Raw genomic sequence first — 20788 nt, forward strand, 5'->3', positions numbered from 1 at the left:
TGTCTGGATAATGCTGTGGTGGAGTGTTTCTTTGGAACCTTAAAGTCGGAGTGTTTTTATCTTGATGAGTTCAGTAATATAAGCGAACTGAAGGATGCTGTTACGGAATATATTGAATACTACAACAGCAGAAGAATTAGCCTGAAATTAAAAGGTCTGACTCCAATTGAATATCGGAATCAGACCTATATGCCTCGTGTTTAACTGTCCAACTTTTTGGGGTCAGTACAAACTTTGATTTATAGTCAGGTGGGGCTTTTCTCTGTCTGCCTTTCGGTGAATACCTGAGACAAACAGTCTCAAGCACCCGTGGCTATTCTAGCTTAATAAGTTTGTTTCTTCTCCTTGATATAATCCTAAAAAAATCTCATAAAATTAATATATGAGATAATCTTTATTCAGCAGAAGATTATTAAAGGTTGCTGTATTATTTAGCGATAATAAAAAAAGCCTGCCAGATGGCAGGCTTTTTAATAACGGCGTTATTACTGCAACAGCGAAATATCCGCAACGCGCAGGAACAGTTCGCGCAGTTTCTCCAGCATGGTCAGACGGTTGATACGCAATTCTTTGTCATCAACCATGACCATCACTTTATCGAAGAAAGCATCAACCGGTTCACGCAGCTCAGCCAGTTCGACCAGCGCATCCTGGTAACGACCTTCCGTAAAGTACGGCTCCAGCTTGTCACGTAGCACCACAACCTGCATCGCCAGTTTAATTTCTTCCGGCTCTTTCAGGGTAGAGGCATTCACGCGGTCGCTCAGCACTTCGTCAGATTTCGCCAGAATGTTAGATACACGTTTGTTCGCCGCCGCCAGTGCAGCAGCTGCATCCAGGGTACGGAAATGCGATACCGCTTTCATACGGGCATCGAAATCAGCCGGACGAGTCGGACGACGCGCCAGTACCGCCTGGATGGTATCAACGGTATAACCTTCGTCCTGATACCAGGCGCGGAAGCGACCGAGCATAAAGTCGATAACATCATCAACTACGTTGGCATTAGTCAGCTTATCGCCATACAGACGCACCGCTTCTTCGGTCAGCGTTTGCAGATCAAGGTTGAGGTTCTTCTCAACGATAATACGCAGCACGCCAAGCGCGGCACGACGCAGCGCAAACGGGTCTTTGTCGCCTTTCGGATGCTGACCGATACCGAAGATACCCGCCAGGGTATCCATCTTGTCAGCAATCGCCAGCGCACAAGCTACTGGGTTGGACGGCAGGTCATCACCAGCAAAACGCGGCTGATACTGCTCATTCAGCGCCACCGCGACATCTTCCGCTTCGCCATCGTGACGCGCATAGTGCATCCCCATAACGCCCTGGGTGTCGGTGAACTCGAAGACCATGTTGGTCATCAGGTCGCACTTAGACAGCAGACCCGCACGGGTAGCGTGGTTAACGTCAGCGCCAATCTGTTCAGCAATCCAGCCAGCCAGCGCCTGGATGCGGTCAGTTTTGTCGCGCAGCGTCCCCAACTGTTGCTGGAACAACACGGTTTGCAGGCGCGGCAGGTTATCTTCAAGACGTTTTTTACGGTCGGTGTTGAAGAAGAACTCGGCATCCGCCAGACGCGGACGAACGACTTTCTCGTTACCGGAGATAATCTGCTGCGGATCTTTCGATTCGATGTTGGCAACGAAGATAAAGTTCGGCAGCAGTTTGCCGTCGTTCGCATACACCGGGAAGTATTTCTGGTCACCTTTCATGGTGTAAACCAGCGCTTCAGCCGGCACCGCGAGGAATTTCTCTTCGAATTTTGCGGTCAGAACGACCGGCCACTCCACCAGCGAAGCCACTTCTTCCAGCAGGCTTTCGCTTAAGTCAGCGTTACCGCCAATCTTACGCGCTGCTTCTTCGGCATCGGCTTTAATCTTCGCCTTACGTTCTTCGTAATCGGCGATGACTTTCCCACGCTCACGCAGAATTTCCGGATACTGATCGGCGTTATCGATGGTGAATTCCGGCTCGCCCATAAAGCGGTGGCCGCGAATCACGCGATCGGACTGAATGCCCAGAATGGTTGCCGGAATGACTTTGTCGCCCAGCAGCAGGGTCACGGTGTGCACCGGACGCACGAAGTGCACGTCGCTTGCGCCCCAACGCATCAGTTTCGGGATCGGCAGTTTCGCCAGAGAAGTCGCAACCATATTCGGCAGCAGTGCTTCGGTGCTTTCGCCCTTCACATGGGCGCGATACAGCAGCCATTCGCCTTTATCGGTAGTCAGACGCTCAGCCTGGTCAACGGTAATACCGCAACCACGCGCCCAACCTTCTGCCGCTTTGCTCGGTTTGCCTTCAGCGTCGAACGCCTGGGCAATCGCCGGGCCGCGTTTTTCGATTTCACGATCCGGTTGCGCTTCCGCCAGGTTAGCTACTTTCAGCGCCAGACGACGCGGAGCAGCAAACCATTGAACGGTGCCGTGTGCGAGGCCAGCGTTATCCAGCTCCGCAGTAAAGTTCGCAGCAAAGGACTCAGCCAGGCTGCGCAGTGCTTTTGGTGGCAGCTCTTCAGTGCCGATTTCCACCAGAAAAGTTTTCTCAGACATAGCCGCCTCTTACTTATCTTTGTTGCACATCGGGAAGCCGAGGGCTTCACGGGAAGCGTAGTATGCTTCTGCCACTGCTTTGGTCAGGGTGCGAATGCGCAGAATGTAGCGCTGACGCTCGGTGACGGAGATGGCTTTACGCGCATCCAGCAGGTTGAAGCTGTGGGCGGCTTTCAGAATACGCTCGTAGGCTGGCAGCGGCAGCGGATTTTCCAGCGCCAGCAGCTGCTGCGCTTCTTTCTCGTACTGCTCGAAGCAGGTGAACAGGAAGTCCACATCCGCGTATTCGAAGTTGTAAGTGGACTGCTCCACTTCGTTCTGATGGAACACGTCGCCGTAGGTGGTTTTACCCAGCGGGCCGTCGCTCCAGACCAGGTCGTAAACGCTGTCTACGCCCTGAATGTACATGGCCAGACGTTCCAGACCGTAGGTGATCTCGCCGGTAACCGGTTTACACTCCAGACCACCAACCTGCTGGAAGTAAGTGAACTGCGTCACTTCCATGCCGTTCAGCCACACTTCCCAGCCCAGTCCCCAGGCACCCAGCGTCGGGTTTTCCCAGTTATCTTCCACGAAACGGATGTCGTGAATAGTCGGGTCCATGCCCAGCTCTTTCAGAGAACCGAGGTACAGCTCCTGAATATTGTCCGGCGATGGCTTAATGACCACCTGGAACTGATAGTAGTGCTGTAAACGGTTGGGGTTTTCGCCGTAGCGACCATCGGTCGGGCGACGAGAAGGCTGAACATAAGCAGCCGCCATCGGTTCTGGCCCCAGCGCGCGCAGACAGGTCATTGGGTGAGAGGTTCCCGCGCCGACTTCCATGTCCAATGGTTGAACAATGGTGCAGCCCTGGCGAGCCCAGTAATCCTGTAAGGTCAGGATCAAGCCCTGGAAGGTCCTGGTATCAAACTTTTGCATATTATTTCGTGCTGGATACGTGTGGATTTAAAGGAAGGGATCAGTATACCCGCTGGATGGAAGATATACAGTACGAAACGGGAAAAAGCAGGGCTTAACGCATGGAAAGATGCAAAAAATGGCCATCCGCGTCAAAAGAACAGACAAACTGCTCTTTACGGAAGGTATAACCGCGCATTTCATAGCTTCCCTGGAACTGTTCGAAGGCGGTGACGTCGATTTTTTGCTCGCCGGTGTTATAACGTTTTGCCGCCTGATCCTTGCATAACGCTTCCATATTCAACGAACGCAGAGGATCAACCTTTACCCGTTGTGCTTTCTGCACGGGTGACGGTATAGAACAACCCACTAGCACCATAAGCGCCATTGCCGGAAAGAAAGCGTTCATCATCATTAAATTACCGTCTGGTTTGCAGGTGAGTCTTATTATTTATATCGGTATAGTGGCTGATATCTTACGAATTTCCTTAAGCCTCTATAAGCTGTAGTGATAAAACTCAGATTATTCCAGTGCGCCAACCAAATGATTTATCGGTCAGACTTTTTTTAACCAGATACAGAGACACAGATGCAGCCCAAAATTTACTGGATTGATAACCTGCGAGGGATAGCGTGTTTAATGGTGGTGATGATTCACACCACTACCTGGTATGTGACCAATGCTCATAGTGTTAGCCCCGTCACATGGGATATCGCCAATGTTCTGAATTCTGCCTCTCGTGTCAGCGTGCCGCTATTTTTCATGATTTCCGGCTATCTCTTTTTTGGCGAACGCAGCGCCCAGCCGCGCCATTTCTTGCGTATCGGCTTATGTCTGATTTTTTATAGCGCAATCGCACTGCTCTACATTGCGCTGTTTACCTCCATCAATATGGAGTTAGCGCTGAAAAACCTGCTGCAAAAGCCAGTGTTTTACCACTTGTGGTTTTTCTTCGCGATTGCGGTGATTTATCTGGTTTCACCGCTGATTCAGGTGAAGAACGTCGGCGGAAAAATGTTGCTGGTGCTAATGGCGGTGATTGGCATTATCGCTAACCCAAACACAGTGCCGCAGAAAATTGACGGTTTTGAATGGCTGCCAATTAACTTATATATCAATGGCGATACTTTTTACTACATTCTGTATGGCATGTTGGGCCGCGCTATAGGGATGATGGACACACAGCATAAAGCACTGTCGTGGGTGAGCGCCGCGCTGTTTGCGACGGGGGTTTTTATTATCTCTCGCGGGACATTATATGAATTGCAGTGGCGCGGAAATTATGCCGATACCTGGTATCTTTACTGTGGGCCGATGGTTTTTATCTGCGCAATCGCGCTATTGACTCTGGTTAAAAACACGCTGGATACGCGTACCATTCGCGGACTTGGCTTAATCTCCCGCCATTCATTGGGTATATACGGATTCCACGCCTTGATTATCCATGCGCTGCGCACCCGGGGAATTGAGCTTAAAAATTGGCCAATACTGGATATTATTTGGATCTTTTGCGCGACGTTGGCAGCGAGTTTGTTACTTTCTATGCTGGTACAACGAATCGACAGAAACAGATTAGTGAGTTAAGTAAAAGCCCGGTCACATTGGACTGACCGGGCTTACGTGAGTTATTCGCTGTATTCTTCCTGGGTAACCTGTGTTTCTTTTGGTGGGTTTATTCCGGCATCACGAATATTTTTCTGCACCGCTACTGCACCAAACAAGCTTAAGAAGAAAGCCAGTCCATAAAAACCTTTTTCGCTGAGTAATAATGTCGCATTCCACAGACCTACCATCAGTAATGCAACAGAGATAATAAAGACAGTCAGGCAGGTCATATAATAAATGGAAGTGGTCGGTATGCCTTCATACTTGTCCCGAACGGTCTTTTGATAAGACGCCGCAGAAAACAGTCCTAATACCAGTACGGCAAAATAATATCCTTTTTCATTTAACTGCATCTCTGCATTCCATAGCCCTAACAGATAGGTAACGATACCACCAACGAGAGCTATCCATGACACAATACTAAAGGCCGGTGAATAGGTTGATATTTTGTTGTCCATCACAGTATTCCTTTCATTCCTGAATATGTAAGAGCTTTATGTTGCTCATGCCGAGCGAAACAAACGCATTTGACCAAACAAGCAGACAAAAAAGGCGATGGGATAGATCACCATTTCATAAGTATTGATAGGTGCGTTTAAAACACCGATAAACAAGAGACCGATAGTGATTAACGCAACTAACTGGCAGATATGGGTAAAAAAATCATCCAGTTGCCCGAGTTTTTCTGCGCGAAGATATGCATAGTTGCCAAAAGTTGCTGTCATTAACACGCCAAGAAAATAGCCTTTTCCACTTAACAATGGGCATGAGATCCATAGCCCAACCAGATAAACCAGCGCCCCGACAACAAATAATAGTTTTGCCACAGTCTTTGAGGTTTTCATAACGATCTCCATATCTACCAGCGATACATTACGAGTAACCAACGAAAGACAAAACTGAAAAATGCCATTAACAAATGATTTTCAGAATAAATTCATACTAAATATTAATTAATTACTGAGATATATAGATGTGAATTATCCCCCACCCGGTCAGGCAGGGGATAACGTTTACGCCATTAATGGCAGAAGTTGCTGATAGAGGCGACGGAACGTTTCTCGTCGTGGCTGATAAGCGGCATAACGCTGCGCATCTGGTAGATGCGACTGTTCTAACGGTAGTTGCGGCAACAATTCAATGAGCGATTTCTCTGGATTCGCCGCGATCTGCGCCAGCCTTGCTGCGCCCAGTGCTGGCCCCACATCCCCCCCCGTACGGTAATCGAGCTGCTGACCGCTGATATCCGCCAGCATCTGACGCCAGTACTCACTACGCGCCCCGCCCCCAATCAACGTAACACTTTGCGGTTTAATACCGCAGGCATGCACGACATCCATGCCATCTGCCAGCGCATAACCCACGCCTTCCAGCACTGCTCGCGCCAGTTCATTGGGGCCATGTTGATGAGTCAAACCAAAGAAAACCCCCTTCGCCTGGGGATTATTGTGTGGCGTACGCTCGCCGGAAAGATAAGGCAGAAACCAAACTGGCTCGGCACTTTCATCAGCCTGTTGAGCTGCAGCGATTAAAGCTGGGACATTGCTCAGGCCGGTTAATTTCGCGGCCCAATCCAGACACGACGCTGCACTCAGCATCACAGACATTAAATGCCAACGTTGCGGTAGCGCATGGCAAAAGCTATGTACGGCGCTTTCTGGCTTGCTTAAGAACCCTTCGCTGACAGCAAAATAGACCCCCGACGTCCCCAGCGATAACATTGCCTGATTAGCATCAACCATTCCCACACCAACTGCACCAGCTGCATTGTCGCCACCGCCTGCGACAACTGGCACCGTCGCCATACCCCACGCTTTCGCAACTTCAGGTAACAAAGCACCAGTAATTTCGCTGCCTTCGTATAATGCGGGCATCTGGTCACGAGATAAGTCGCAAGCCTGCAGCATGACGTCACTCCAGTCACGCTTTGCGACATCCAGCCACATGGTGCCAGCTGCGTCAGACATATCGCTGGCAAACTCCCCCGTCATACGCAGACGCAAGTAATCTTTCGGTAATAATACTTTGTCGATTTGACGGAATATCTCCGGCTCATGCCGCTGAACCCATAGCAATTTAGGCGCAGTAAATCCGGGCATCATCAGGTTGCCGGTAATCACCCGCGATTGCGGAACTCGCGCTTCCAGCAAAGTGCACTCTTGCGCACAGCGCCCGTCGTTCCACAAAATGGCAGGGCGTAACACCCGTTGCTGAGCATCCAGCAAGGTTGCTCCGTGCATCTGGCCGGCAATACCCAATGCTTTAACGTCCTGCAGAGAATGCTGATCGCCCAGAGCTTTCATTGCGCGATCAGTTGCCTGCCACCACTGTTCCGGGTCTTGTTCCGACCAGAGTGGATGCGGGCGCGAAACGGTCAGCTTTTCCGTTTGCGCAGCAACCACCTCACCCTGCTCGTTGAGCAAAATAACTTTTACGCCCGAGGTGCCAAGATCTATCCCGATATACATATCGATCGTTCCTTAAAAAAATGCCCGGTATCGCTACCGATAACCGGGCCAACGGACTGCACAGTTAGCCGTTATTTGTCGAACAGATAATGGTTTACCAGATTTTCCAGTTGTTCCTGGCGACCACTCTGATGCACCGGAGACAAATGATGTTCCTGAGCATATTTGGCTAAATCTGCCAGTGACATTTGGCCTTTCAGGATTTGCTGGCCCAATTCGCTATTCCAGCCGGAATAACGCTGCGCGATGCGTTTATCCAGCTCGCCATCTTCAATCATGCGCGCTGCAATTTTCAGCGCCAGTGCCATCGTATCCATCGCGCCGATATGACCGTAAAACAGATCATATTTATCAGTACTTTGACGACGTACTTTGGCATCGAAGTTCAGACCACCGGTGGTGAAACCGCCTGCTTTGAGAATTTCATACATCACCAGCGCATTCTCTTCCACACTGTTCGGGAACTGGTCGGTGTCCCAGCCCAGTTGCGCATCGCCACGGTTGGCGTCGACAGAACCGAACAGGCCAAGCGCAATGGCGGTGGCTATTTCATGATGGAAAGAGTGACCTGCCAGCGTCGCGTGGTTAGCTTCAATGTTCAGTTTAATCTCTTTTTCCAGACCAAACTGTTTCAGGAAGCCATAGACCGTCGCGGCATCGTAATCATATTGATGTTTGGTCGGTTCTTGCGGTTTCGGTTCGATAAGCAACGTGCCCTGGAAACCGATTTTATGTTTATGCTCAACCACCATCTGCATAAAGCGGCCCAGTTGTTCACGCTCCTGACGCAAGTCGGTATTTAACAGCGTTTCGTAACCTTCACGACCGCCCCACAGGACATAGTTTTCACCGCCCAATTTATGGGTTGCTTCCATCGCTGTAACAACTTGCGTTGCCGCCCAGCTGAAGACTTCAGGATCTGGGTTCGTCGCCGCACCCGCGCCGTAGCGAGGGTTTGTAAAGCAGTTGGCGGTTCCCCACAGCAGCTTCACGCCGCTCTCTTCTTGCTTGCCTGCCAGGACATCAACCATTTGCGCAAAATTATTGATGTACTCTTTTAACGACGCGCCCTCAGGGGAAACATCCACATCGTGGAAGCAATAAAATGGCACATGTAACTTGTGGAAAAACTCAAATGCGACATCTGCTTTACGCTTCGCCAACGCCAGTGCCTCACCAGGCTGCTGCCACGGACGATTAAACGCCCCCACACCAAACATATCCGCCCCGTTCCAGCAGAAGGTGTGCCAGTAGCAGGCGGCAAAACGCAAGTGCTCTTCCATACGCTTACCCAACACCAGTTCGTCGGGATTGTAGTGACGGAATGCTAACGGGTTTGAGGATTTTGAGCCTTCATAACGAACGCGATCGAGCTGGTCAAAATAGGCTTGCATATTGAACTCCATAATCAGGTAATGCCGCGGGTGATGGATGATGTCGTAATATTGGGCACTCCCTTTCAGTTGCTCAATTATGTTATTTCACACTGCTATTGAGATAATTCACAAGTGTGCGCTCGCTCGCAAAATAAAATGGAATGATGAAACTGGGTAATTCCTCGAAGAGAAAAATGCAATAAGTACAATTGCGCAACAAAAGTAAGATCTCGGTCATAAATCAAGAAATAAACCAAAAATCGTAATCGAAAGATAAAAATCTGTAATTGTTTTCCCCTGTTTAGTTGCTAAAAATTGGTTACGTTTATCGCGGTGATTGTTACTTATTAAAACTGTCCTCTAACTACAGAAGGCCCTACACCATGAAAATAAAGAACATTCTACTCACCCTTTGCACCTCACTCCTGCTTACCAACGTTGCTGCACACGCCAAAGAAGTCAAAATAGGTATGGCGATTGATGATCTCCGTCTTGAACGCTGGCAAAAAGATCGAGATATCTTTGTGAAAAAGGCAGAATCTCTCGGCGCGAAAGTATTTGTACAGTCTGCAAATGGCAATGAAGAAACACAAATGTCGCAGATTGAAAACATGATAAACCGGGATGTCGATGTTCTTGTCATTATTCCGTATAACGGTCAGGTATTAAGTAACGTTGTAAAAGAAGCCAAACAAGAAGGCATTAAAGTATTAGCTTACGACCGTATGATTAACGATGCGGATATCGATTTTTATATTTCTTTCGATAACGAAAAAGTCGGTGAACTGCAGGCAAAAGCCCTGGTCGATATTGTTCCGCAAGGTAATTACTTCCTGATGGGCGGCTCGCCGGTAGATAACAACGCCAAGCTGTTCCGCGCCGGACAAATGAAAGTGTTAAAACCTTACGTTGATTCCGGAAAAATTAAAGTCGTTGGTGACCAATGGGTTGATGGCTGGTTACCGGAAAACGCATTGAAAATTATGGAAAACGCGCTAACCGCCAATAATAACAAAATTGATGCTGTAGTTGCCTCAAACGATGCCACCGCAGGTGGGGCAATTCAGGCATTAAGCGCGCAAGGTTTATCAGGGAAAGTAGCAATCTCCGGCCAGGATGCGGATCTCGCAGGTATTAAACGTATTGCTGCCGGTACGCAAACTATGACGGTGTATAAACCTATTACGTTGTTGGCAAATACTGCCGCAGAAATTGCCGTTGAGTTGGGCAATGGTCAGGAACCAAAAGCAGATACCACACTGAATAATGGCCTGAAAGATGTCCCCTCCCGCCTCCTGACACCGATCGATGTGAATAAAAACAACATCAAAGATACGGTAATTAAAGACGGATTCCACAAAGAGAGCGAGCTGTAAGCGTTACGCCCCAGCGCGGAGCGGGGGCGTGATTTCTCTCCATGCCGCGTGAATGAATTGGCTTAGGTGGAGTCGTTATGCCTTATCTACTTGAAATGAAGAACATTACCAAAACCTTCGGCAGTGTGAAGGCGATTGATAACGTCTGCTTGCGGTTGAATGCTGGCGAAATCGTCTCACTTTGTGGGGAAAATGGGTCTGGTAAATCAACGCTGATGAAAGTGCTGTGTGGTATTTATCCCCATGGCTCCTACGAAGGCGAAATTATTTTTGCGGGAGAAGAGATTCAGGCGAGTCACATCCGCGATACCGAACGCAAAGGTATCGCCATCATTCATCAGGAATTGGCCCTGGTGAAAGAATTGACCGTGCTGGAAAATATCTTCCTGGGTAACGAAATAACCCACAATGGCATTATGGATTATGACCTGATGACGCTACGCTGTCAGAAGCTGCTCGCACAGGTCAGTTTATCCATTTCACCTGATACCCGCGTTGGCGATTTAGGGCTTGGGCAACAACAACTGGTTGAAATTGCCAAGGCACTTAATAAACAGGTGCGCTTGTTAATTCTCGATGAACCGACAGCCTCATTAACTGAGCAGGAAACGTCGGTTTTACTGGATATTATTCGCGATCTACAACAGCACGGTATCGCCTGTATTTATATTTCGCACAAACTCAACGAAGTCAAAGCGATTTCCGATACGATTTGCGTTATTCGCGACGGACAGCACATTGGTACGCGTGATGCTGCCGGAATGAGTGAAGACGATATTATCACCATGATGGTCGGGCGAGAGTTAACCGCGCTTTACCCTAATGAACCACATACCACCGGAGATGAAATATTACGTATTGAACATCTGACGGCATGGCATCCGGTTAATCGTCATATTAAACGAGTTAATGATGTCTCGTTTTCCCTGAAACGTGGCGAAATATTGGGTATTGCCGGACTCGTTGGTGCCGGACGTACCGAGACCATTCAGTGCCTGTTTGGTGTGTGGCCCGGACAATGGGAAGGAAAAATTTATATTGATGGCAAACAGGTAGATATTCGTAACTGTCAGCAAGCCATCGCCCAGGGGATTGCGATGGTCCCCGAAGACAGAAAGCGCGACGGCATCGTTCCGGTAATGGCGGTTGGTAAAAATATTACCCTCGCCGCACTCAATAAATTTACCGGTGGCATTAGCCAGCTTGATGACGCGGCAGAGCAAAAATGTATTCTGGAATCAATCCAGCAACTCAAAGTTAAAACGTCGTCCCCCGACCTTGCTATTGGACGTTTGAGCGGCGGCAATCAGCAAAAAGCGATCCTCGCTCGCTGTCTGTTACTTAACCCGCGCATTCTCATTCTTGATGAACCCACCAGGGGTATCGATATTGGCGCGAAATACGAGATCTACAAATTAATTAACCAACTCGTCCAGCAGAGTATTGCCGTTATTGTCATCTCTTCCGAATTACCTGAAGTGCTCGGCCTTAGCGATCGTGTACTGGTGATGCATGAAGGGAAACTAAAAGCCAACCTGATAAATCATAACCTGACTCAGGAGCAGGTGATGGAAGCCGCATTGAGGAGCGAACATCATGTCGAAAAGCAATCCGTCTGAAGTGAAATTGGCCGTACCGACATCCGGTGGCTTCTCCGGGCTGAAATCACTGAATTTGCAGGTCTTCGTGATGATTGCAGCTATCATCGCAATCATGCTGTTCTTTACCTGGACCACCGATGGTGCCTACTTAAGCGCCCGTAACGTCTCCAACCTGTTACGCCAGACCGCGATTACCGGCATCCTCGCGGTAGGAATGGTGTTCGTCATAATTTCTGCTGAAATCGACCTTTCCGTCGGCTCAATGATGGGGCTGTTAGGTGGCGTCGCGGCGATTTGTGACGTCTGGTTAGGCTGGCCTTTGCCACTTACCATCATTGTGACGCTGGTTCTGGGACTGCTTCTCGGTGCCTGGAACGGATGGTGGGTCGCGTACCGTAAAGTCCCTTCATTTATTGTCACCCTCGCGGGCATGTTGGCATTTCGCGGCATACTCATTGGCATCACCAACGGCACGACTGTATCCCCCACCAGCGCCGCGATGTCACAAATTGGGCAAAGCTATCTCCCCGCCAGTACCGGCTTCATCATTGGCGCGCTTGGCTTAATGGCTTTTGTTGGTTGGCAATGGCGCGGAAGAATGCGCCGTCAGGCTTTGGGTTTACAGTCTCCGGCCTCTACCGCAGTAGTCGGTCGCCAGGCTTTAACCGCTATCATCGTATTAGGCGCAATCTGGCTGTTGAATGATTACCGTGGCGTTCCCACTCCTGTTCTGCTGCTGACGTTGCTGTTACTCGGCGGAATGTTTATGGCAACGCGGACGGCATTTGGACGACGCATTTATGCCATCGGCGGCAATCTGGAAGCAGCACGTCTCTCCGGGATTAACGTTGAACGCACCAAACTTGCCGTGTTCGCGATTAACGGATTAATGGTAGCCATCGCCGGATTAATCCTTAGTTCTCGACTTGGCGCTGGTTCACCTTCTGCGGGAAATATCGCCGAACTGGACGCAATTGCAGCATGCGTGATTGGCGGCACCAGCCTGGCTGGCGGTGTGGGAAGCGTTGCCGGAGCAGTAATGGGGGCATTTATCATGGCTTCACTGGATAACGGCATGAGTATGATGGATGTACCGACCTTCTGGCAGTATATCGTTAAAGGTGCGATTCTGTTGCTGGCAGTATGGATGGACTCCGCAACCAAACGCCGTTCTTGATTTTGATAAAAATTTTCTCAAAGCCGGTTACGTATTACCGGTTTTGAGTTTTTGCATGATTCAGCAGGAAAAGAACCATGTTTACTAAACGTCACCGCATCACATTACTGTTCAATGCCAATAAAGCCTATGACCGGCAGGTAGTAGAAGGCGTAGGGGAATATTTACAGGCGTCACAATCGGAATGGGATATTTTCATTGAAGAAGATTTCCGCGCCCGCATTGATAAAATCAAGGACTGGTTAGGAGATGGCGTCATTGCCGACTTCGACGACAAACAGATCGAGCAAGCGCTGGCTGATGTCGACGTCCCCATTGTTGGGGTTGGCGGCTCGTATCACCTTGCAGAAAGTTACCCACCCGTTCATTACATTGCCACCGATAACTATGCGCTGGTTGAAAGCGCATTTTTGCATTTAAAAGAGAAAGGCGTTAACCGCTTTGCTTTTTATGGTCTTCCGGAATCAAGCGGCAAACGTTGGGCCACTGAGCGCGAATATGCATTTCGTCAGCTTGTCGCCGAAGAAAAGTATCGCGGAGTGGTTTATCAGGGGTTAGAAACCGCGCCAGAGAACTGGCAACACGCGCAAAATCGGCTGGCAGACTGGCTACAAACGCTACCACCGCAAACCGGGATTATTGCCGTTACTGACGCCCGAGCGCGGCATATTCTGCAAGTATGTGAACATCTACATATTCCCGTACCGGAAAAATTATGCGTGATTGGCATCGATAACGAAGAACTGACCCGCTATCTGTCGCGTGTCGCCCTTTCTTCGGTCGCTCAGGGCGCGCGGCAAATGGGCTATCAGGCGGCAAAACTGTTGCATCGATTATTAGATAAAGAAGAAATGCCGCTACAGCGAATTTTGGTCCCACCAGTTCGCGTCATTGAACGGCGCTCAACAGATTATCGCTCGCTGACCGATCCCGCCGTTATTCAGGCCATGCATTACATTCGTAATCACGCCTGTAAAGGGATTAAAGTGGATCAGGTACTGGATGCGGTCGGGATCTCGCGCTCCAATCTTGAGAAGCGTTTTAAAGAAGAGGTGGGTGAAACCATCCATGCCATGATTCATGCCGAGAAGCTGGAGAAAGCGCGCAGTCTGCTGATTTCAACCACCTTGTCGATCAATGAGATATCGCAAATGTGCGGTTATCCATCGCTGCAATATTTCTACTCTGTTTTTAAAAAAGCATATGACACGACGCCAAAAGAGTATCGCGATGTAAATAGCGAGGTCATGTTGTAGCGATGATGAGAATTGTCGGCGTCACATCAGGTAACGCTGCGTGGTTGTCGGATGCGGCGTGAACGCCTTATCCGACCTACCCGCCAGGCATGATAAAACGCACCAACAACGCTTCAGGCTCGTAGCTCAACTGCCTGAGACAAAGTAAAAAGCCTTATCCGACTGACAAGTCGGATAAGGCTCAAGGAAATGCAATTACATATGCGCCGCGATTAACCGTTGGTTATCCTGGTACATTGCGAACAGGTAGTTGTTATAACTCTTCCCTTTGGTCGAGTAGCCCTTCAGCTTGTGAATCATCGCTGTGGCAGTCACTTCCTGATCCGCTTTACGCAGCTGCGCACGCGATTTACGGAACGAAGAGTAAGCCGGGTGCGTATTCAGGTTAGTGACATAGGCGCTCACCGATTCTTTGACAGAACTAAACTGTGAGTACCCTTTCACTTTACCTGGCGCATTGGTACAACGTCCTTTCATGCATTTCATGCCGAACAGGTTGTTGTTGTTGCGCGCCAGCTTCGACGTTCCCCAACCGCTTTCTGCTGCAGCCATCGTCGCCACCATACTGGTGGGGATAATGTCTACGCGTTCAAGCAAGGTATTCCACGGGATTTTTCGCGTATTACCGGACCACTTCACCTTGTAGCGTTTGGCGATGTCTTTCAGACGCGCACGCTCAGCAGGTGACCATTGGCCCTGATACTGTTTTGAAATGAGCCAGTTACGTTCCGCAGTAATGGCCGCATTTTGGCTGGTAATGTAAGGCATTACGGTCCGGAGAAACGCCTTTTTCCTTGGTGTTCCGGAAGGGTATTTTCGCAAATCAGGAAGTGAACTACTCTTTGCACTATTGCGAGAATACTCTTGTTTACTGCTTACCTGTTTATTACTAGCTTTAGTTAAGTGGGACTTTTGACTCGCTGTTGTTGTGTGCGTCTTCGCTAACACCTCACTCGAAAACACCAGAGTGAGTAACATAAGAATCATCGCCCCATATCGTCGTATGGGAGTCAAAATCATCAGGTCTCCTGGTCGGATTTAATCATTCCAACACCTTATATTTTTCACAAATTTGAGAGTTGAATCTCAAATCATATCAAAAATAGCTGTCAAGAGCACCCCAAGGAATAGTCCAAATCTGAAACTATGTCACGTGTTAACGATTCAGATTGGCGCTAAATCGCAGAAAATGTGGGGGTTATCGCAAAATTCAGCCGTTTTTTGCGCGAGATCGCTCACCCTTGCTTCTCATCCTGTGGACTTACCGCTCAGGGATGAGTTTTGTTTGGCTTATCGCTGGCAAACTGTCTGAAATCGCAGCAATAAGGACTCATCCGCCATGAAACTCGCCGCCTGTTTTCTGACACTCCTTCCTGGCTTCGCCGTTGCCGCCAGCTGGACTTCTCCGGGGTTTCCCGCCTTTAGCGAACAGGGGACAGGAACATTTGTCAGCCACGCGCAGTTGCCCAAAGGTACGCGTCCACTAACGCTAAATTTTGACCAACAGTGCTGGCAGCCTGCGGATGCGATAAAACTCAATCAGATGCTTTCCCTGCAACCTTGTAGCAACACGCCGCCTCAATGGCGATTGTTCAGGGACGGCGAATATACGCTGCAAATAGACACCCGCTCCGGTACGCCAACATTGATGATTTCCATCCAGAACGCCGCCGAACCGGTAGCAAGCCTGGTCCGTGAATGCCCGAAATGGGATGGATTACCGCTCACAGTGGATGTCAGCGCCACTTTCCCGGAAGGAGCCGCCGTACGGGATTATTACAGCCAGCAAATTGCGATAGTGAAGAACGGTCAAATAATGTTACAACCCGCTGCCACCAGCAACGGTTTACTCCTGCTGGAACGGGCAGAAACTGACACATCCGCCCCTTTCGACTGGCATAACGCCACGGTTTACTTTGTGCTGACAGATCGTTTCGAAAACGGCGATCCCAGTAATGACCAGAGTTACGGACGTCATAAAGACGGTATGGCGGAAATTGGCACTTTTCACGGCGGCGATTTACGCGGCCTGACCAACAAACTGGATTACCTCCAGCAGTTGGGCGTTAATGCTTTATGGATAAGCGCCCCATTTGAGCAAATTCACGGCTGGGTCGGCGGCGGTACAAAAGGCGATTTCCCGCATTATGCCTACCACGGTTATTACACACAGGACTGGACGAATCTTGATGCCAATATGGGCAACGAAGCCGATCTACGGACGCTGGTTGATAGCGCACATCAGCGCGGTATTCGTATTCTCTTTGATGTCGTGATGAACCACACCGGCTATGCCACGCTGGCGGATATGCAGGAGTATCAGTTTGGCGCGTTATATCTTTCTGGTGACGAAGTGAAAAAATCGCTGGGTGAACGCTGGAGCGACTGGAAACCTGCCGCCGGGCAAACCTGGCATAGCTTTAACGATTACATTAATTTCAGCGACAAAACAGGCTGGGATAAATGGTGGGGAAAAAACTGGATCAGAACGGATATCGGCGATTACGACAATCCTGGATTCGACGATCTCACTATGTCGCTAGCCTTTTTGCCGGATATCAAAACCGAATCAACTACCGCTTCTGGTCTGCCGGTGTTCTATAAAAACAAAATGGATACCCACGCCAAAGCCATTGACGGCTATACGCCGCGCGATTACTTAACCCACTGGTTAAGTCAGTGGGTCCGCGACTATGGGATTGATGGTTTTCGGGTCGATACCGCCAAACATGTTGAGTTGCCCGCCTGGCAGCAACTGAAAACCGAAGCCAGCGCCGCGCTTCGCGAATGGAAAAAAGCTAACCCCGACAAAGCATTAGATGACAAACCTTTCTGGATGACCGGTGAAGCCTGGGGCCACGGCGTGATGCAAAGTGACTACTATCGCCACGGCTTCGATGCGATGATCAATTTCGATTATCAGGAGCAGGCGGCGAAAGCAGTCGACTGTCTGGCGCAGATGGATACGACCTGGCAGCAAATGGCGGAGAAATTGCAGGGTTTCAACGTGTTGAGCTACCTCTCGTCGCATGATACCCGCCTGTTCCGTGAAGGGGGCGACAAAGCAGCAGAGTTATTACTATTAGCGCCAGGCGCGGTACAAATCTTTTATGGTGATGAATCCTCGCGTCCGTTCGGTCCTACAGGTTCTGATCCGCTGCAAGGTACACGTTCGGATATGAACTGGCAGGATGTTAGCGGTAAATCTGCCGCCAGCGTCGCGCACTGGCAGAAAATCAGCCAGTTCCGCGCCCGCCATCCCGCAATTGGCGCGGGCAAACAAACGACACTTTTGCTGAAGCAGGGCTACGGCTTTGTTCGTGAGCATGGCGACGATAAAGTGCTGGTCGTCTGGGCAGGGCAACAGTAACTTTTCCGGCTTCCCGTTCGTCAGTACCTCGGGAAGCCGCCAACCAGGATAAAATGTCAGCCCTAATCAGCGTTGCAGGATAAAGCACCGCTCACTCTTCAACAGACCGATTTGCACCCCAGCAAATGTAGCGTTATTGTTACCTTCCTTGCTACAGAGTTCGACAGATATCCCGCTATGACATTCTCCCTTTTTGGTGACAAATTTACCCGCCACTCCGGCATTACGCTGTTGATGGAAGATCTGAACGACGGTTTACGCACGCCTGGCGCGATTATGCTCGGCGGCGGTAATCCGGCGCAGATCCCGGAAATGCAGGACTACTTCCAGACGCTACTGACCGACATGCTGGAAAGTGGCAAAGCGACTGATGCACTGTGTAACTACGACGGTCCACAGGGGAAAACGGAGCTACTCACACTGCTTGCCGGAATGCTGCGCGAGAAGTTGGGTTGGGATATCGAACCACAGAATATTGCACTAACAAACGGCAGCCAGAGCGCGTTTTTCTACTTATTTAACCTGTTTGCCGGACGCCGTGCCGATGGTCGGGTCAAAAAAGTGCTGTTCCCGCTTGCACCGGAATACATTGGCTATGCTGACGCCGGACTGGAAGAAGATCTGTTTGTCTCTGCGCGTCCGAATATTGAACTGCTGCCGGAAGGCCAGTTTAAATACCACGTCGATTTTGAGCATCTGCATATTGGCGAAGAAACCGGGATGATTTGCGTCTCCCGGCCGACGAATCCAACAGGCAATGTGATTACTGACGAAGAGTTGCTGAAGCTTGACGCGCTGGCGAATCAACACGGCATTCCGCTGGTGATTGATAACGCTTATGGCGTCCCGTTCCCGGGTATCATCTTCAGTGAAGCGCGCCCGCTATGGAATCCGAATATCGTGCTGTGCATGAGTCTTTCCAAGCTGGGTCTACCTGGCTCCCGCTGCGGCATTATCATCGCCAATGAAAAAATCATCACCGCCATCACCAATATGAACGGCATTATCAGCCTGGCACCTGGCGGTATTGGTCCGGCGATGATGTGTGAAATGATTAAGCGTAACGATCTGCTGCGCCTGTCTGAAACAGTCATCAAACCGTTTTACTACCAGCGTGTTCAGGAAACTATCGCCATCATTCGCCGCTATTTACCGGAAAATCGCTGCCTGATTCATAAACCGGAAGGAGCCATTTTCCTCTGGCTATGGTTTAAGGATTTGCCCATTACGACCGAGCAGCTCTATCAGCGCCTGAAAGCACGCGGCGTGCTGATGGTGCCGGGGCACAACTTCTTCCCAGGGCTGGATAAACCGTGGCCGCATACGCATCAATGTATGCGCATGAACTACGTACCAGAGCCGGAGAAAATTGAGGCGGGGGTGAAGATTCTGGCGGAAGAGATAGAAAGAGCCTGGGCTGAAAGTCACTAAAAATTGCCTGATGCGCTACGCTTATCAGGCCTACATGATTTCTGCAATATATTGAATTTGGAAGAATTTGTAGGCCGGATAAGGCGTTTACGCCGCATCTGGCATAAACAAAGCGCACTGTTCCGGCGTTGAGAAACGCCGGAAAACGTTTCAAACAGGCTGCTGCCGTAGCCGATGCCGCTGCACTTTCTCGACATCCATGCACTGCAACGCCTTTGTCGGGCAGGCTTCAACACAGGCCGGTCCCGTCTCCCGATGCCAGCACAGATCGCACTTAATCGCCCTCGCCTTTTTGCGCGAAGAAACGACCTCCATCGCACCAAACGGGCAAGCCAGCATACAGCTTTTACAGCCAATGCAACGTGTTTGTTCAACGAAAATATGCCCATGTTCGCGGCTTATCGCGTCAACAGGGCAGACATTCGCGCACGGTGCATCTTCACACTGATGACAGGCTACTGCCGTGGTCCAGCAGTGGTCTTTAATGACACGAATACGGGAAATAAACTCGTCTGGTGACAACGCAGCGCAATCCTGATTCTCATGATGCGACACTGCGCAAGCCACTTCACAGGTACGGCAACCGATACATTTCGTCGCATCCGCAATAATAAACCGGTTCATGATCACTCCTTTGCACTAAAACAGCAGAGTGCCAGAGAGCGCGTCCCTACTGCTTTGATCCAACGAAGGAAATGTTAAAGTTTTGGCACTTGTCCAAAGCGTTATGTGATCGCGCCCAGGTCATCCCTGACAGTAAATCCCAGTTCATTAGAAATAGCCTGCGCGGTTTCACGCAGTGGTTTCAGGAGATTTTTCTCTCCCACCTGTTTCAGACGTGATGTCGAAAGCGAAATCGACACGGCGTACGGCACCCGCCCATGAATATCAAACACCGGAACAGCAATACAGGAGACGCCGAGTTCGTTTTCTTCTCTGTCCATCGCCGCTCCGCTTTCACGAATGTGCGCCAGTTCGTCGAACATCGCGGGCAGCTCGGTAATGGTATTGCGGGTTAACGGCTGGATCTCATGCTGATGGCTTTCCCAGTATGACTTCACGTAGTCCGGGTGACCAAACGCCATGTAGATCTTGCCCATTGCGGAACAGTAGAGCGGCATATGCTGGCCAATATAGGCACGGGTTCGCAGCATCCCGGTTGTGGGTTCCAGCTTATAAATCAAAATAGCGTGATCGTCTTCGCGGCTGGAGAAGTTAATGGTTTCACCAGTGGCGATGTTCAGTGCCTCAAGATGCGGAGCGGCGATATGAATGATATTCAGCGAAGACAGCGCCTTCTGCCCGACGGCAATAAATTTGGTGGTCAGGCGATAACTCCCTGCGGCAGGCGCGGTGGTCACATAGCCGCAGGACTGTAATCCCTGCAATAAGCGATGGACGGTACTCTTATTTAAACCAGCCAGCTCCGAAAGATGCGCCAACGGACAACCGTTTGGATAGTTGCTCAAAATCTCAATCAGCATCAACCCGCGAAACAGACTCTGGCTTCCGGCTGGACGCTCTTTTTCCTGCGCCATCTCGTTCTCTTTTTTTCCCATCACTTCTTTCCCCATTTTGTCGCGTCCTGATGGTAGCGCAAAGTGTGCCGTAGTTCACGATCTCGACAGATAATTTATAACCAATTGATTTTTATGTCTTTTGAAATTCATCA

General features: G+C 49.9%; 18 protein-coding genes. 8 read left to right on the forward strand and 10 right to left on the reverse strand.

All coding sequences use genetic code 11. The features are described 5' to 3' along the window. Positions 1–204: IS3 family transposase (locus K0778_RS20370; RefSeq protein ID WP_077789370.1), on the forward strand; the 204-nt coding region annotated here is incomplete at its 5' end. A 281-nt stretch (positions 205–485) separates the two neighbouring features. Here the strand turns inward: K0778_RS20370 and glyS are convergent. The 3 genes from glyS to K0778_RS20385 form a co-directional block, all read right to left on the reverse strand. Next, a complete protein-coding gene (gene glyS / locus K0778_RS20375) occupies positions 486–2555 on the reverse strand; it encodes a glycine--tRNA ligase subunit beta (RefSeq protein ID WP_001291772.1) in 2070 nt (689 codons plus the stop codon). A gap of 9 nt (positions 2556–2564) precedes the next feature. Beyond that, positions 2565–3476: a glycine--tRNA ligase subunit alpha gene (glyQ, locus tag K0778_RS20380; RefSeq protein WP_001168544.1), complete on the reverse strand. Its 912-nt coding sequence runs from the start codon at positions 3474–3476 to the stop codon at positions 2565–2567. Positions 3477–3570: 94 nt separating this feature from the next. Beyond that, on the reverse strand, positions 3571–3870 hold the full coding sequence (locus K0778_RS20385; RefSeq protein ID WP_000980107.1) for a YsaB family lipoprotein: 300 nt from the start codon (positions 3868–3870) through the stop codon (positions 3571–3573). A 174-nt stretch (positions 3871–4044) separates the two neighbouring features. On the opposite strand from K0778_RS20385, the gene wecH reads away from it, so the two are divergent. Beyond that, positions 4045–5040: an O-acetyltransferase WecH gene (gene wecH, locus K0778_RS20390; RefSeq protein WP_063084485.1), complete on the forward strand. Its 996-nt coding sequence runs from the start codon at positions 4045–4047 to the stop codon at positions 5038–5040. 41 nt (positions 5041–5081) lie between these two features. On the opposite strand, the gene yiaA is transcribed toward wecH, so the two are convergent. The 4 genes from yiaA to xylA all read right to left on the reverse strand — a co-directional run bounded on the left by yiaA (position 5082) and on the right by xylA (position 8923). Beyond that, complete coding sequence (gene yiaA / locus K0778_RS20395; RefSeq protein ID WP_001296808.1) at positions 5082–5519, reverse strand: inner membrane protein YiaA; 438 nt, start codon at positions 5517–5519, stop codon at positions 5082–5084. Between the two features lie 45 nt (positions 5520–5564). Then, a complete protein-coding gene (yiaB, locus tag K0778_RS20400; RefSeq protein WP_001295228.1) occupies positions 5565–5906 on the reverse strand; it encodes an inner membrane protein YiaB in 342 nt (113 codons plus the stop codon). A 168-nt stretch (positions 5907–6074) separates the two neighbouring features. Further along, a complete protein-coding gene (gene xylB / locus K0778_RS20405) occupies positions 6075–7529 on the reverse strand; it encodes a xylulokinase (protein ID WP_000275334.1) in 1455 nt (484 codons plus the stop codon). Between the two features lie 71 nt (positions 7530–7600). Beyond that, entirely contained in the window at positions 7601–8923 is a 1323-nt protein-coding gene (gene xylA, locus K0778_RS20410; RefSeq protein ID WP_001149591.1) for a xylose isomerase, read from the reverse strand. A gap of 365 nt (positions 8924–9288) precedes the next feature. Here xylA and xylF point away from each other — a divergent pair, with 365 nt between their 5' ends. The 4 genes from xylF (at position 9289) to xylR (ending at position 14315) form a co-directional block, all read left to right on the forward strand. Next, complete coding sequence (gene xylF / locus K0778_RS20415; protein WP_001424388.1) at positions 9289–10281, forward strand: D-xylose ABC transporter substrate-binding protein; 993 nt, start codon at positions 9289–9291, stop codon at positions 10279–10281. Positions 10282–10358: 77 nt separating this feature from the next. Further along, positions 10359–11900: a D-xylose ABC transporter ATP-binding protein gene (gene xylG / locus K0778_RS20420; RefSeq protein ID WP_042966097.1), complete on the forward strand. Its 1542-nt coding sequence runs from the start codon at positions 10359–10361 to the stop codon at positions 11898–11900. After that, positions 11878–13059 carry a xylose ABC transporter permease XylH gene (xylH, locus tag K0778_RS20425; protein ID WP_000045978.1) on the forward strand — a complete coding sequence of 394 codons (1182 nt, stop codon included), beginning with the start codon at positions 11878–11880 and terminating at the stop codon, positions 13057–13059. The genes xylG and xylH overlap by 23 nt, the downstream gene beginning before the upstream one ends. Positions 13060–13136: 77 nt before the next feature. Further along, complete coding sequence (xylR, locus tag K0778_RS20430) at positions 13137–14315, forward strand: D-xylose utilization transcriptional activator XylR (RefSeq protein WP_000494484.1); 1179 nt, start codon at positions 13137–13139, stop codon at positions 14313–14315. Positions 14316–14510: 195 nt separating this feature from the next. On the opposite strand, the gene K0778_RS20435 is transcribed toward xylR, so the two are convergent. Further along, positions 14511–15335: a protein bax gene (locus K0778_RS20435; protein WP_001297957.1), complete on the reverse strand. Its 825-nt coding sequence runs from the start codon at positions 15333–15335 to the stop codon at positions 14511–14513. Between the two features lie 319 nt (positions 15336–15654). On the opposite strand from K0778_RS20435, the gene malS reads away from it, so the two are divergent. Together malS and avtA are read left to right on the forward strand one after the other, a co-directional pair. Next, positions 15655–17685, forward strand: a complete 2031-nt coding sequence (gene malS, locus K0778_RS20440) for an alpha-amylase (protein WP_000761225.1) — start codon at positions 15655–15657, stop codon at positions 17683–17685. 177 nt (positions 17686–17862) lie between these two features. Then, entirely contained in the window at positions 17863–19116 is a 1254-nt protein-coding gene (gene avtA, locus K0778_RS20445; RefSeq protein ID WP_000144361.1) for a valine--pyruvate transaminase, read from the forward strand. A 150-nt stretch (positions 19117–19266) separates the two neighbouring features. Here the strand turns inward: avtA and K0778_RS20450 are convergent, their stop codons facing one another. Then, positions 19267–19740 carry a 4Fe-4S dicluster domain-containing protein gene (locus K0778_RS20450; protein ID WP_001300918.1) on the reverse strand — a complete coding sequence of 158 codons (474 nt, stop codon included), beginning with the start codon at positions 19738–19740 and terminating at the stop codon, positions 19267–19269. Between the two features lie 101 nt (positions 19741–19841). After that, positions 19842–20690, reverse strand: a complete 849-nt coding sequence (yiaJ, locus tag K0778_RS20455) for an IclR family transcriptional regulator YiaJ (protein ID WP_000514240.1) — start codon at positions 20688–20690, stop codon at positions 19842–19844. Positions 20691–20788: the final 98 nt, after the last annotated feature.

Source organism: Escherichia sp. XD33 (genome assembly GCF_019375075.1).
Taxonomy (GTDB): Bacteria; Pseudomonadota; Gammaproteobacteria; order Enterobacterales; family Enterobacteriaceae; genus Enterobacter; species Enterobacter flexneri_A.